Origin of the sequence: Arthrobacter sp. AFG20, from assembly GCF_002892795.1 — a bacterium.
In the GTDB taxonomy this organism is placed as follows: Bacteria; Actinomycetota; Actinomycetes; order Actinomycetales; family Micrococcaceae; genus Arthrobacter.
Genome location: NZ_PJMC01000001.1, coordinates 333140 through 346796, shown reverse-complemented (window position 1 = coordinate 346796; position 13657 = coordinate 333140). Strand labels below are relative to the sequence as shown.

Genomic DNA, 13657 nt, shown 5'->3' with positions numbered 1-13657 from the left:
ACTCATCGGGTTTCCATCAGATTTCTGACCCGCTTTCAGGTTGGACGGTTGGTACTGCAGACGCCGGGACATCCGCAGCGTGCGCTCCTGCCGTTATCCGGCGTTCGACGGCGGCGGTTCCGGTCGACCCGTTGAGGGCCCTACCGAAGGCTCGCCGCTTGACCGCCAGGGCCAGGCACGCTTCGCTGGGGTGCAGCCATGCACCCCGGCCAGCCATCCGGCGTCGTTCATCCACCACGACGGCGGACGAACCGCCGGTGTCGGAGACGAGCCGGAGCAACTCTGACCGCGGCCCCTTTTTCCGGCATCCGATGCAGGTACGCTGTGGCTGATTCCCGAGTTGTTGCACGTGTGCCACTGCCGAGTATCTTCCTGCCTGTACCTATCTGCCTGCCCGGACACCCGCCACTGCCTTTCGGCAGGACCTGCTTGCGGCAGGAACCCGGGCGCACGAACACGCTGATGCCGGCCGCTGGGCGCGGCCAAGTTCTATTCTAGCCCCTCACGGGCCCCATACCCGAAACCGGAATCCGAAACTGCCCGCCGCTGGGGCGGGCAGATCGGTCGAGGTCAGGGCTCGGTGCCGGACGGTCTGACCTCCGTCCGGAACGGCGCTAGCCGCGGGGAGTGGCGGCGTCGGAGACGATATCGATGCGCCACCCCGTCAGCTTGGCGGCGAGGCGGGCGTTCTGGCCCTCCTTGCCGATGGCAAGGGAGAGCTGGTAGTCCGGCACCACGACGCGGGCCGAGCGGGTGGCCTCGTCGGTGATGGTGACTGAATTCACACGCGACGGCGACAGTGCGCTGGCGATGAAGGTGGCAGGATCCTCGCTGAAGTCGACGATGTCGATCTTTTCGTCGTTCAGTTCGGTCATGACCGCCCGCACGCGCGAGCCCATTTCGCCGATGCAGGCACCCTTGGCGTTGATGCCCTGGGTGTTTGCCTTGACCGCGATCTTGGTGCGGTGCCCGGCTTCGCGGGCCAGAGCAACGATCTCCACGGAGCGGTCGGCGATCTCGGGAACCTCCAGTTCGAAAAGCTTCCGCACCAGGCCCGGGTGCGACCGGGACAGGGTGATGGACGGGCCCTTGGTGCCGCGGTGCACGTCGATGACGTACGCCCGCAGCCGGTTGCCGTGGGTGTACTTCTCCCCCGGCACCTGCTCGGGCGGCGGAAGCAGGGCTTCCACGGCGCCGAGGTTGACCTGGATCATGTGGGGGTTGTTGCCCTGCTGGATCAGCCCGGCAACAAGTTCACCCTCACGGCCCTTGAACTCGCCCAGGACGTTGTCATCCTCAACGTCGCGCAGCCGCTGCAGGATGATCTGCCGGGCGGTGCTGGCGGCGATGCGGCCGAAACCGGCGGGCGTGTGTTCGAATTCGCCGATGGGTGCGCCGTCGTCGTCAATTTCGGTGGCCCAGATGGTCACGTGGCCGCTCTTGCGATCCAGTTCCGCGCGGGCCTTCTCGAAGGCGCCCGGCGACTTGTGGTAGGCGACGAGCAGTGCCTGCTCGATCGTGGGGATGAGGAGATCCAGCGGGATTTCGCGCTCACGCTCCAGGAGTCTCAGCGCGCTCATGTCAATATCCATCAGGCCTCCTCAGAAGGTCCATTGTGCTCAGTTTCCAGACCGGCCTCGTCGAGGCGGCTGAACTCAATTTCGACTTTTCCGCTGCGGATCTTGTCGAAAGGAAGCTTTACGGGGTCGCCCTGCCTGGGCTTCATGCCCTTTTTCACGGCGATTTCGGGGACGAGGGTCACACCGGCGTCGTCAACGGAGCTGATCCTGCCCGTGACGTTCTCGCCCTGGATCACGTTGACCGCAACCATCCGGCCGCGGGCGCGGTGCCAGTGCCGGGGCTCGGTCAGCGGCCGCCCCACGCCGGGCGATGAAACCTCAAGGTCATACGGACGGCTGTCCGTGTTGGGGTCGCTGTCCAGGATGTCGGAGAGTTCCTTAGAGATGTCTGCGATGACGTCAAGGCTCACCCCGCCCGTTTCTTCCTGCGGCAGATCCACCACGACGTGGACCACGCGGTTGGAACCTGCGATGTGGATGGCAACATCCTCGAGGTAAAGCCGGTGCGACTGGACTGCGGGCTCCAGCAGCGTCCGGAGGCGCTCAGCCTCGGGATTGTGGACAGGCGCGGGTTCAGCCTTTCCCGCGTCGGTCCGGTCTGATGAAGTCGTGGCTTCTGCATTGCTCACGATGCCGGCCGCCTCCCGTTAGATGATGTTGTGAGTACTAGCGTAGCGATTTTCCGGGCGGCTTGGTGCACCGACTTCCCCGCGGCCGTGACAACATGGTCTGTTGTGAATGACGACAGCGGGCGAAAAAGAACGCCGGCCAGCTATCTCCGGTATGGCCTGCTGGCGCTCGCCGCATTCCTGGTGCTGAGCCTTGGTTTTGCGCTGATTCCGCGGGAATCCCCGGCACCGGCAGCTCCTCCGTTCTCCGAGCAGGCGCGCGCCGCCGCCCTCGCTCAAACCCTGGAGCTGAGGGCTGCCAGCCAGCAGCTCGCGGACGGGTCCTCCGGTGCGCGGCGGCAGCTGTTTTCGCACACTGTGACTTTGCTGACTACGCAGGCACGGGCTCTCCTTCTTCCGGGCGGCGCCGCCGCCACCTCAGCGGCCGGCGCAGGTTCAACGGCCGGGGCAAATTCAACGGCCGGGGCCCCGGAAACCGCCGGACCGTCCGCCACTGCATCATCGGGGACACCACCGCCGCGCCCGGCCACGCTGCCGGCGCTGGTCGATTCACTGTCCAGGAGCGGCAAGGAACGCCTCGCCCATGCAGAGAAGGCCGACGGCGGGATGGCCCGCCTGCTCGCCGCGGTAGGAACCGCTCAGCTGCTCGAGGCGACGACGCTGGCACAGGTTGCCGGGACGCCGCCCCCTGCCCTTTCGGCGCCGGGGACTACGCAGCGAAACGCAGCCTCGGCGTGCTCTGTCACCAGCCCCTCAGGTGGCAGCGCCCAATCAGGCAACAGCGCCGAGGCAGGCGATGGCGCCCAGCCAAGCAAGAGTGACCAGCCAGCCCAGGCAACCGACCCGTCTGACAGCGCCACGCTCGCCGCCGCCCTGAACCGGGTGGTCCGGACAGAAGTTGAGACGGTGTACGGCTACCAGGTGGCGCTGACGCGCCTGGCCCAGCCCGCCGCGGACCAGGCGAGGGCATTGCTGGCCACGCATGAAACCCTCGTTGGCCAGGCCGAGGCCCATACCCGCGCTCATTGCGTGTCAGTTCCTCCCCGTGAACCGGGCTACACCCTGGGCACCTCGTTCCTGCAGAAGCCGGCTGCGGGACTGGCCAGCCTTGAAGCAGGAACGCTCCCGGTCTACGGCGACCTTGTGGCACTGAGCGAGGGTGAGACCCGGCGGTGGTCTGTCTCCTCGCTGGTCGCGGCTGCCCAGCGGACCATGCGCTGGGGGTCCGATCCCGGCCCCGTACCCGGCATTGTGCTGGACACCGCGCTCCTGCCGGAGCTTCCGGAATCGGCTGAGGCCTCACCGCGCCAGACCGACGGCGGAACAGCGGCAACTCCCGCCGCACCCTAGAATCAGGGCGGCCCACGGCCGAGTGTCCAAGGTCGGCCGATGACATTCCACTGGCAGCCGGCTACCTCCAGGTGGTTTGCTGGAGCCATGGATCCAGCGGACAAGCCGACGTTGCCCCCTGAGGGGCAGCACGCCAATGAGCCCCACAGCAACGACCTTGTGCACCGCCTGAACTGGCTGCGTGCCGGTGTCCTTGGCGCCAACGACGGGATCGTGTCGGTGGCTGCGATTGTGGTGGGCGTGGCCGGTGCCACCAGTGACAACGGTGCCATCCTCGCAGCCGGTGCTGCCGGACTCGTGGGCGGTGCCGTATCCATGGCCCTGGGCGAGTACGTCTCCGTCAGCAGCCAGAGCGACAGCCAGAAGGCGCTGATCGAGAAGGAACGGCGCGAACTAGCCGAGGAACCGGAAGAGGAGCTGCTGGAGCTCGCCGAGATCTACCGAAACAAAGGCCTGAGCGAGGAAACAGCCCGGAATGTGGCGCGGGAACTGACCGAGCACGACGCCCTGGCCGCACACCTTTCCGCCGAGCTGAATATTGACGAACAGGACATCGTGAGTCCCTGGCATGCCGCCTTCGCGTCCGCCATCGCCTTCACCCTGGGGGCCATTCTGCCGATGCTGGCCATCCTGCTGCCTCCTGAAAACATTCGCGTTGCCGTGACTTTCGGAGCAGTCCTGTTGGCCCTGGCCGTAACGGGCGCCGTGGGCGCGTGGATCGGCGGCGGTTCGAAGACCCGGGCGGGCGCACGCGTCGTCGTGGGTGGCGGCCTCGCCCTGGCTGCGACGTTCACCATCGGCAACCTGCTAGGCGCCAGCGGCATCGTGTAGTGCTGCCAGCGGCGTCGTCTATGCGGGAGCTGCCCGGGCAGGAGGGGTCCGGCCTCCCCAATCCGCAAGGACAGCTCCACTACGCTGGAACTGTGAGCCGGCCAGCAGACGTTCCCATCCCCCTGGACCTGACGCGCCGCTACTCGCGCAGCAGCGCCGGCAGGGCCTGGCTGGCGTCCCTTCCTGACATGATCCGCGGCCGGATTGACCAGTGGCAGCTTGAGCTTGACCTGGAACCGGGAGCATTTCCGTGGAGCGGGCACGGCGCGGTTGTGGTTCCGGTCCGCGTGGCGGGATCGGCAGCAGCGTTGAAGGTGGCCTTTCCGCATGACGAAGCCCTCGTGGAACGCCATGCGCTGGCCCTGTGGAACGGCCATGGCGCGGTGAAGTTGCTGGCGTCCGACGCCGGAACGTGTTCGATGCTCCTTGAGCGCCTGGATGCAGGCCGGTCGCTCCGGACAGAACCAATGGACACCGCCCGTGAGGTGTGGGGCGGGCTGATGCGGGAGCTGAGCCTCGTGCCCGACGCCCGGCCCCAGTGGCAGGAATTTGTGCACGTGGCCGCCCGTGCGGAACAGTGGAGCGACGACTTGCCTGCCGAATGGGAACAGCTGGGCCGCCCGTTTCCCAGGTGGCTGCTGGAGGCAGCACTCGAGGTTTGCCAGACGCGAGGCGCCGTGGGCCGCCGCTCCTCTGAGGACGTCCTGGTCAACACGGACTTCCACTACCTCAACATCCTTGCCAGGCCTGACTCCCCAGCGAACAATGCTGCAGGGAACCATTCAGTCCGGAAGACTGTCGCCGATGGCTTTGCCGCCATCGATCCCCAGCCGATGGTGGGTGAGGCGGAGTTCGCCGTGGCTCCCGTGCTCTGGAACCGGATCCCGGACCTGCCGGCATCGGATCCCGCCGCCGGCCTGCTGGCAAGGTGCCATGACTTCAGCGTCGCGGCCGGGCTGGACCCGGAAGTGGCCCGGCAGTGGAGCCTGGCCCGGGAGGTGGACAACGCCCTGCACTACGCCTCGAGGCCGGCGCACGGCGGTGACATGGCCCGGTCCCTGTGGGTGGCGAGCACCCTTGCCGGCCGGACGCTGGACGGGCTTCCGGCTGCCCACGACTTGCCCGAACCCGGCGAGGATGCCATGTACACATTGCGGTCGTAGGGCCCCAGCAAGCACAGGGCCGTCAGGGCCCGCCGGACCGGACGGCTTCGACTGCTGTCCGCACCGCCTCCACCGCGGTGGTGACGTCATCGGCGTCGGTGGTCCAGTTGCTGACAGATATCCGCACCACATCCCTGCCGTGCCAACGGGAACCGGACATCCACACCTTTCCGTCGGCGATGAGCCGCTCCGCCACGAGCCGGGTTGTGGCGTCGTCGCCGAAGGCCACGGAGATTTGGGTGTAGCCGACGTCGTTCAGGACTTCCAGCCCGTCAATGGCCCTGAGCTGTTCCGCGAGCTTGGCAGCGGAGGTGGCAAGGCGGCGGATCTGTCCGGCCACACCGTCCCTGCCGAGGGACTTTAGCGCTGCCCACACGGGCACTCCCCTGGCCCTGCGGGAAAGCTCCGGAACCCGCTGGCTGGGATCAGCCGAGCCGTCGGCATCCTGGAGGAGGTAGCTGGCGTGCAGCCCCATGGCGCTGCGCAACGCTTGCGCATCCCGGACAACTACAACGCCGCAGTCGTACGGGACGTTCAAACTCTTATGCGCGTCTGTGGCCCAGGAGTCGGCCCGTTCCACCCCGGCTGTCAGCCCTGCCAGCTCCGGGACGGCCGCAGCCCAGAGCCCGAAGGCCCCGTCCACGTGGACCCAGGCGCCGTGTGCCTTGGACACCGCAATGGCTCCGGTGAAGGGGTCGAAGGCTCCCGAGTGGAGGTTTCCGGCCTGCAGGCACACCAGCACCGGGGCCGGCCCCGAACCCGGGGATCCGCCGGACTGGGCGGCGCCTGAACGGTCCGCTGCTGCATGCTCCAGCGCGATCCGGTCCAGGGCACAGTCCAGCTCCGCGGCGTCAATGCGTCCCTGGCTGTCGGCCGGAACCACGGTGGGGCTGCCCATTCCCAAGTAACGCAGCGCGAGGTCCACCGTCTCGTGCCGTTCCTCCCCCACAAGACAATGGATCCGCGGAGCGCCGAAGAGCCCGTCACGTTCCAGGTTCCAGCCCGCGTCCTTCAGAAGCCGCCACCGTGCGGCCGCCAGCCCGGTGAAATTGGCCATGGTAGTTCCCGTGACGAAGCCGACGTCGGATTCCTCCGGCAGGCCCAGCAACTGCAGCAGCCAGTGGCCCGCGGCGTCCTCAATGGCGGCGATGGCTGGCGTGGCGTAGCGGAGCCCCGAGTTCTGGTCCCAGGAACTGACCAGCCAGTCGGCTGCCATGGCAGCCGGGAGGGTACCCCCGATGACCCAGCCGAAAAAGCGTCCGGATGGCATGGCCATGAGGCCCGGTTCGGCGCGGCTGGCGAGGTAATCCACGACGTCTGCCGGGGGCATGCCGGACTGTGGCAGCGCTCCGTCGAACGCTGCGGCGAGTTCGCGGGCTGCCAGCTGCGGACCGACCCGGCGGCTGGGCTGGCTTTCCAGCCAGCGAGTCGCATGCCGGACGGCTGCAGCCAAGGCTTCCCGGTACGGTTCCGCACCGGCTGACATAGAGGCATGCTACGCCGTCCCGGGACCGCCCGCGAGAACTTGGCTCCACCGGGAACCTGACTCAGCCAGAATGCCGGCCCAGCCGGAAAGCCAGCTCAGGCGAAGTTCTCCTGCCAGACGTCGAAGGCGAGCTTGACGATCAGGGCGAAAACTACAATGAGGAACACCACACGGACGAATTTGCTCCCCTGCCTTACAGCGGTGCGTGCGCCGAGGTAGCCCCCGGCCATGTTCGCTGCGCCCAGCAGCAAGCCCACTCCCCAGAGCAGGGAGCCGTGCGGGAGGAAAAATATGAGCGCCCCGGCGTTCGTCGCCATGTTGACGATTTTCGCCTTGGCGCTGGCCTCCAGGAAGGCGTACCCCATCGCTGAAACCAGCGCGATCACCAGGAAGGATCCGGTGCCGGGCCCGATCAGGCCGTCATAGAAACCAATCACGGCGCCGATGGCGCATGCCACCACGTAGTGGGTGCGGCCGCCGTGCCGGAGTTCGGTGAGGTGCCCGGCGTCGGGCTTAAGGGCGGTAAACAGCGCGACGGCCACCAGGGCCACCACGATGATCGGCTTGAATACCTCCGCCGGCAGCCGGGTGGCCAGCAGCGCACCGCCGAAGCTGCCCGCCAACGCGATCGCCGCCATCGGCACGGCCGTCCGCAGGTCGGGCCGGACGCGGCCGTAGTAGGTCACGGCGCTGGTGGTGGTGCCGAAAATGGAGCCCATCTTGTTGGTGGCCAGCGCCTGCACCGGGGTGATCCCCGGCACGAGCAACAATGCCGGCAGCTGCAGCAGGCCGCCGCCGCCCACGACGGCGTCCACCCAGCCGGCGGAGAAGCCAGCCACCACTATCAGGACGATAGTGGCGAGCTGGATCGACTCAAACCCCGAAACCACTGGGAGGGCAGGCGTCAGTTGCTGCGGACGGCGTTGACCACGTAGTCAACGGCCTTGTCCACGGCCACGTTCTCAGCCTCGCCGCTTCGGCGGTCCTTGATTTCGACGACGCCGTCCACCAGTCCGCGGCCGACGGCAAGGATGGTGGGCACTCCAACAAGCTCGGCATCGCCGAACTTCACGCCCGGGGAAACCTTGGGCCGGTCATCGTAGATGACCTCCAGGCCGGCGCCCTCAAGCTCAAGCGCGAGTTGCTCAGCGGCGGCGAAGATTTCCTCCCCGCGGCCGACGGCCACCACATGCACGTCGGCCGGAGCCACAGAGCGGGGCCAGACCAGGCCCTTGGCGTCGTGGTTGGATTCCGCCAAGGCGGCGACGGCCCGGGTGACGCCCACGCCGTAGGAACCCATGGTGACCACCACCTGCTTGCCGTTCTGGTCCAGGACCTTCAGTTCCAGCGCTTCGGCGTACTTGCGGCCCAGCGCGAAGATGTGTCCCATCTCGATGCCGCGGGCCGTTTCGAGCGGACCGGAGCCGTCCGGGGCTTCGTCACCGGCGCGCACTTCGGTGCACTCGATGACGCCGTCCCACGTGAAGTCACGTCCTGCCACGAGCCCGAAGACGTGCTTGCCCGCCATGTTGGCACCGGTCACCCAGGCCGTGCCGCTGACGACGCGCGGATCCACCAGGTACAGGAGCTTGGCGGCGCCTTCGAGGCCAAGGAGCGGTGCGCCCAGCGACATGCCCGGGCCGAGGTAACCGCGCACGATGAGCGGGTTGCGGGCCAGGTCCTCCTCGCCCGCGGCTTCCACTGCGATTTCGCCGGCGACCGGAAGGTAGGCGCCGATGTTGGCCTCGACGCGCTTGAGGTCGACACCCCGGTCGCCGGGGACGCCGAGCACTACGATCTGGCGCTCCCCGGTGGGCAGGGTGACGGCGAGGACAACGTTCTTGAGCGTGTCAGCGGCAGTCCAGGGGCCGCCGTCGGCCTCGCTGCGCGGCACGAGCTCGTTGGAGGCAGCCACGAGCGTGTCGATCGTGGGCGTGTTCGGGGTATCGCGGATCTCGGCGGCCGGGGCGTTGGTGAAGTCGATTTCGGCGGGAACCACCGTGGTCACGGCTTCGACGTTGGCCGCGTAACCGCCGGCCGAGCGCACGAAGGTGTCCTCGCCGATGTCGGTGGGGTGCAGGAATTCCTCGCTCCTGGAGCCGCCCATGGCACCTGCGGTGGCCGTGACGGGAATGACTTCCAGGCCCAGCCGCTCGAAGATCTTCAGGTACGCCGCCCGGTGGGCTGCGTAGCTGGCGTCCAGCCCGGCGTCGTCGACGTCAAACGAGTAGGAGTCCTTCATGATGAACTCACGGCCGCGGAGAAGGCCGGCGCGCGGACGTGCCTCGTCGCGGTACTTGTTCTGGATCTGGTAGATGCTCAGCGGCAGGTCCTTGTACGAGGAGTACAGGTCCTTGACCAGCAGGGTGAACATCTCCTCATGCGTGGGGGCCAGCAGGTAGTCCCCGCCCTTGCGGTCCTTCAGCCGGAACAGGCCTTCGCCGTATTCGGTCCAGCGGTTGGTCGCCTCGTAGGGCTCCTTGGGAAGCAGTGCGGGGAAGTGAACTTCCTGGGCGCCGATGGCGTCCATCTCTTCCCGGATGATCTGCTCCACCTTGCGCAGCACGCTCAGTCCCAGCGGCAGCCAGGTGTAGATGCCCGGAGCCGCGCGGCGGATGTATCCCGCGCGCACGAGCAGCCGGTGGCTGGCCACCTCGGCGTCAGCGGGGTCTTCACGCAGGGTGCGCAGGAAAAGCTTGGAGAGTCGAAGAACCACGGGTAGGTGTCCGTTTCTGGGGGAAGTGCTGATTGTCTGGGTACTAATGTACCGGCTGGGCAGCAGCACAGGTTGCGGGCCCTGTGGGAGCTGAACAGGAAAGCCACGCCCCGCAGGAGAAGCCCCTGGCCGTTTACGGCTGGTCATCCCTGTGGCGGCGTGGCTCCGCGGCCGGTCATGCCGCTAATTCTCAAAGACCACCCGGGTCCGAAAACCCGGTTGAAACGAACCTATGTGATAGCCGTCACCGATTTCAAATCCGGGGCGACCGGTGCGGCTTTGGCCGCCGGCTAGAAGAGAACCGTAGCGAAGGTCCCCACCTGCCGGAAACCCACGCGTTCGTAGGTGGCCCTCGCCCGGGAGTTGTAGTCGTTGACGTAGAGGCTGGTGACGGGTGCCATTTTCTGGGCCAGCAGCACCACGGCCGCCATATAGCCGGCGCTCAGCCCGAGTCCCCGGTGGCTGGGGTTCATCCATACGCCCTGCACCTGGGTGACCTCGGCGGTGACAGCACCCAGCTCGGCCTTGAACACGACTTCGCCGTCCTTCAGGTGGACCAGGGAGTGTCCCTGCCGGATCAGGCCTGCCACCCGGCGGCTGTAGAAGTCGCGGCCGCCGAGGTAGGGCGAGTAGCCAACCTCTTCCTCGAACATCGCCGCGCAGGCAGGGAGGATGGCGTCAAAATCTGCGTACTGCCCGTGCCCCAGCTCCCAGTTCGGTTCAACGGCCGGGGGGCCGGATATGGTCATGAGTGGCTGGTCGGGCCGTACCTCGTGGGCCACGTGGCCCAGCTCCTCCAGCCGGCTGTGCAGCGCAAGGACCGTTCCGGCCGGTCCGAAGACCGACGCGTACCGGCGCCCGGAGCGGTGGGCCGCAGCGGCCACCGGTCCTGCCAGCTCGGGATCCAGTTGGACGGGGACCAGGTTGGCGCCTGCCCAGCAGGCGCCAACCAGCACGTCGTCGTCGAAAACGCCCAGGATGTTGGCTCCGCCCGGGGTGGGCGCGGCAGAGCCCGTTGACTCCAGATGCGCCAGGATGAACACGTTGGAGACGGGATCGATCTCTGCCAGTTCGTGCAGTTGACTGGTGTCCGCAACACCCAGTACCCGGACGGTGGCACCGTCCGGCGCGGCGCCGTCCTTATGTGACGCTAACCACGGGGCTACCCTTGACAGCATCTTCGCCATCGGCCTCCCCCATCTCTTCCGCGATACGCATGGCCTCTTCGATCAGTGTCTCAACAATCTGGCTCTCGGGAACAGTCTTGATGACCTCGCCCTTCACAAATATTTGGCCCTTGCCGTTGCCGGAGGCGACGCCGAGGTCAGCTTCCCGTGCTTCACCCGGGCCGTTGACGACGCAGCCCATGACGGCGACGCGCAGGGGGATCTCCATCCCCTCGAGGCCGGCCGTGACCTGCTCGGCGAGGGTGTAGACGTCAACCTGGGCGCGCCCGCAGGACGGGCACGAGACGATTTCCAGCTTGCGGGGGCGCAGGTTCAGCGACTGCAGGATCTGGTTGCCCACCTTGATCTCCTCGACGGGAGGGGCCGACAGGGACACGCGGATGGTGTCGCCGATGCCGCGCGAGAGGAGTGCGCCAAAGGCTGTGGCCGACTTGATGGTTCCCTGGAAGGCGGGGCCGGCCTCAGTGACGCCCAGGTGCAGCGGCCAGTCGCCCTTTTCGGCGAGCATCTCGTAGGCCGCCACCATGACCACCGGGTCATTGTGCTTCACGGAGATCTTGAAGTCGTGGAAGCCGTGCTCCTCGAAGAGCGAGGCTTCCCAGACCGCGGATTCGACCAAAGCTTCCGGAGTGGCCTTGCCGTACTTCTTCAGGATGCCCGGCTCCAGCGATCCTGCGTTCACGCCGATGCGGATGGACGTGCCGTGGTCCTTGGCCGCCCGGGCGATCTCCTTGACCTGATCGTCGAACTTGCGGATGTTGCCCGGATTGACGCGCACCGCAGCGCAGCCGGCCTCGATGGCCGCGAAGACGTACTTCGGCTGGAAGTGGATGTCGGCGATGACCGGGATCTGCGATTTCCGGGCGATGATCGGAAGCGCTTCCGCGTCATCGGCGGACGGGCACGCCACGCGGACGATGTCGCAGCCGGAGGCCGTGAGCTCGGCAATCTGCTGCAGCGTGGCGTTGATGTCCGTGGTGGGCGTGGTGGTCATCGACTGCACGCTGATGGGGAAATCGGAACCGACGCCGACGGAGCCCACCTTGATCTGGCGCGTCTTGCGTCGCGGGGCAAGGACGGGCGGCGGTGCTGATGGCATTCCCAGGCTGACCGAGGTCACGTGGACTCCTTGAATTCGAAAATTGGTGGTGCGGGCGGCTAGGCTGCGTGCTCAGCCAGGAGACCGGTCACGGGTGCCCATTCGGTGGTTCGCGTGCCGGAAATGACGCCCGCTGCCGCGAAGGGATCCTGCCGGAGGATCTCGTTGAGTGCGGCTTCATCGGCCGCCTTGAAAATGAGCAGGGCGCCGGCGCCGTCGCCGTAGGGTCCGCTGGCCAGCAGCCTGCCGTCCTGCGCGAGTCCGGCAGTCCATTCGCGGTGGGCGGGGCGGGTGGCTGCGCGCGTTTCGGAGGACTCGGCGTCGTATACGTACTCAACAGCAAAAACAGTCATAGAGATACCCTATCCCGGGGCCGGGCTAGCCGAGGAGCACGACCTTCGTGACGGCGGCAACTCCCGCAGCCCACAGCATGGAGGTCAGGGTGCCGATGATGAACCGCTCCGCGGCCACCGGCGTTTCCTTGAGTTCCGCGAACCGGCCCAGGCCTTTGATGGCCACCACGTAGGCGATGGCCACGGGCTGCCCGGCCAGAATGGCGAGGCAGACTGCCAGCCGCTCGAGCACCCCGATGATGGCCCCGCCCCGGAGAATCCGTTTGGCCGACGCCTCGCGTCCGGGTTCCGGCGCGGCCGCACCACCTGCGTCCACCGTGATGTCGCCGTTCACTGTATTCACCCTGTCCCCTGCGGCCGGGCGGTCCACCGCGGCGGGGCTGTCCACCGTTACGTCAGCCGAGGGGTCGTCGGCGCCGTCCCTGCCGGCGCTGGCGGCGGCATCGGCTTTGTCGTCGATGGTGCGGGCCAGCCGGAAAACCAGGGCCGTGACGGGCCAGCCCACGAATCCGGCCGTCAGCAGGGCGGCTGCGATCCAGACTGCGTTCACGCTTCTCCTCGGTTGTCGTCGCCGTCCTGAGTCCCGGGGGTGGGGTTCTCCAGGATGAGGCGGTGGGCGGTTGCCAGCAGCATTTCCACCGCCGGCCTTGCGGCCCATTCTTCCTGCCAGCCCGACCGGAGGACGGCCCGGCTCACCGACTGTTCGGTGATTCCCAGTTCCCGCGCCACCTGTTTCTGGCGTCCGTGGCGTCCGGAGCCCTGTTCGGTTGCTGCACCGCTCTTTGCACGGAGGGCATCCACCACGCGCCACTGGGCCTCGGTTCTTGCCTGCACCAGGCCGCCGACCAACCGCAGCACCGCTTCCGCGTTGGCGCACGCCACGGCGGCCTCGTGCTTCCGACTCCCGGCGACCACGGCGGCGGGGACATGGCTCGCGGCTGACTTGGCACGCTCCACCGCCCGGCGGGCAGCGACAAAGGCGGGGCCGGACCCTTCACGCGGGCTCGCGTCCGGCGGGAGGGATCCGGGGCCGACGCCGATTCCGACGTACCAGTGCCCGCTTCGCAGAACCAGCAGGGCCACGTCGACCACCAGGGCAGGGTCCTGCAGGACTCCCTGCACTTCGTCGCCGACGGAGCGTTCAAAGCGGACACCGGCATGGCTGCTGAGGTCTCCGAGGAGCTCGGGCACGCGGTCCACGTCGCTGGTGCTGCCACGCTGGTCGATGGTCAGAACGTACATGGATAAACCGTATTCGGCTTA

At 67.4% G+C, this 13657-nt stretch carries 14 protein-coding genes; 3 read left to right on the top strand and 11 right to left on the bottom strand.

Features of this window, described 5'->3' with window-relative positions:
• Positions 1-16: 16 nt before the first annotated feature.
• The 3 genes from CXZ05_RS01540 to rimP all read right to left on the bottom strand — a co-directional run bounded on the left by CXZ05_RS01540 (position 17) and on the right by rimP (position 2209).
• Positions 17-349 (bottom strand): YlxR family protein, encoded by a 333-nt coding sequence (locus CXZ05_RS01540; protein WP_307031735.1) that lies wholly within the window; start codon positions 347-349, stop codon positions 17-19.
• Positions 350-614: 265 nt separating this feature from the next.
• Complete coding sequence (nusA, locus tag CXZ05_RS01535; protein ID WP_102970849.1) at positions 615-1592, bottom strand: transcription termination factor NusA; 978 nt, start codon at positions 1590-1592, stop codon at positions 615-617.
• Positions 1592-2209: a ribosome maturation factor RimP gene (rimP, locus tag CXZ05_RS01530; protein WP_102970848.1), complete on the bottom strand. Its 618-nt coding sequence runs from the start codon at positions 2207-2209 to the stop codon at positions 1592-1594. Before rimP ends, nusA begins: the two co-directional genes overlap by 1 nt.
• Positions 2210-2314: 105 nt before the next feature.
• On the opposite strand from rimP, the gene CXZ05_RS22935 reads away from it, so the two are divergent.
• The 3 genes from CXZ05_RS22935 (at position 2315) to CXZ05_RS01510 (ending at position 5553) form a co-directional block, all read left to right on the top strand.
• Positions 2315-3559 carry a DUF4439 domain-containing protein gene (locus CXZ05_RS22935; RefSeq protein ID WP_180987213.1) on the top strand — a complete coding sequence of 415 codons (1245 nt, stop codon included), beginning with the start codon at positions 2315-2317 and terminating at the stop codon, positions 3557-3559.
• A gap of 87 nt (positions 3560-3646) precedes the next feature.
• Positions 3647-4390: a VIT family protein gene (locus CXZ05_RS01515; RefSeq protein ID WP_102970845.1), complete on the top strand. Its 744-nt coding sequence runs from the start codon at positions 3647-3649 to the stop codon at positions 4388-4390.
• A 92-nt stretch (positions 4391-4482) separates the two neighbouring features.
• On the top strand, positions 4483-5553 hold the full coding sequence (locus tag CXZ05_RS01510; RefSeq protein WP_102970844.1) for an aminoglycoside phosphotransferase family protein: 1071 nt from the start codon (positions 4483-4485) through the stop codon (positions 5551-5553).
• 22 nt (positions 5554-5575) lie between these two features.
• Here the strand turns inward: CXZ05_RS01510 and CXZ05_RS01505 are convergent, their stop codons facing one another.
• The 8 genes from CXZ05_RS01505 to CXZ05_RS01470 all read right to left on the bottom strand — a co-directional run bounded on the left by CXZ05_RS01505 (position 5576) and on the right by CXZ05_RS01470 (position 13636).
• A complete protein-coding gene (locus CXZ05_RS01505; RefSeq protein WP_102970843.1) occupies positions 5576-7039 on the bottom strand; it encodes a pyridoxal-dependent decarboxylase in 1464 nt (487 codons plus the stop codon).
• Positions 7040-7134: 95 nt separating this feature from the next.
• Entirely contained in the window at positions 7135-7929 is a 795-nt protein-coding gene (locus CXZ05_RS01500; protein ID WP_102970842.1) for a TSUP family transporter, read from the bottom strand.
• Positions 7930-7943: 14 nt separating this feature from the next.
• Complete coding sequence (locus CXZ05_RS01495) at positions 7944-9755, bottom strand: proline--tRNA ligase (RefSeq protein ID WP_102970841.1); 1812 nt, start codon at positions 9753-9755, stop codon at positions 7944-7946.
• 290 nt (positions 9756-10045) lie between these two features.
• Positions 10046-10933, bottom strand: a complete 888-nt coding sequence (locus CXZ05_RS01490; protein ID WP_102970840.1) for a GNAT family N-acetyltransferase — start codon at positions 10931-10933, stop codon at positions 10046-10048.
• Positions 10896-12062: a flavodoxin-dependent (E)-4-hydroxy-3-methylbut-2-enyl-diphosphate synthase gene (ispG, locus tag CXZ05_RS01485; RefSeq protein WP_102970839.1), complete on the bottom strand. Its 1167-nt coding sequence runs from the start codon at positions 12060-12062 to the stop codon at positions 10896-10898. The genes CXZ05_RS01490 and ispG overlap by 38 nt, the downstream gene beginning before the upstream one ends.
• 38 nt (positions 12063-12100) lie before the next feature.
• Positions 12101-12394 (bottom strand): YciI family protein, encoded by a 294-nt coding sequence (locus CXZ05_RS01480; protein WP_102970838.1) that lies wholly within the window; start codon positions 12392-12394, stop codon positions 12101-12103.
• 25 nt (positions 12395-12419) lie between these two features.
• The gene (locus tag CXZ05_RS01475) at positions 12420-12944 is read right to left on the bottom strand and encodes a hypothetical protein (RefSeq protein WP_102970837.1); all 525 of its coding nucleotides are present in this window, start codon (positions 12942-12944) and stop codon (positions 12420-12422) included.
• Positions 12941-13636: a MarR family transcriptional regulator gene (locus CXZ05_RS01470; protein ID WP_102970836.1), complete on the bottom strand. Its 696-nt coding sequence runs from the start codon at positions 13634-13636 to the stop codon at positions 12941-12943. The genes CXZ05_RS01475 and CXZ05_RS01470 overlap by 4 nt, the downstream gene beginning before the upstream one ends.
• Positions 13637-13657 lie beyond the last annotated feature (21 nt).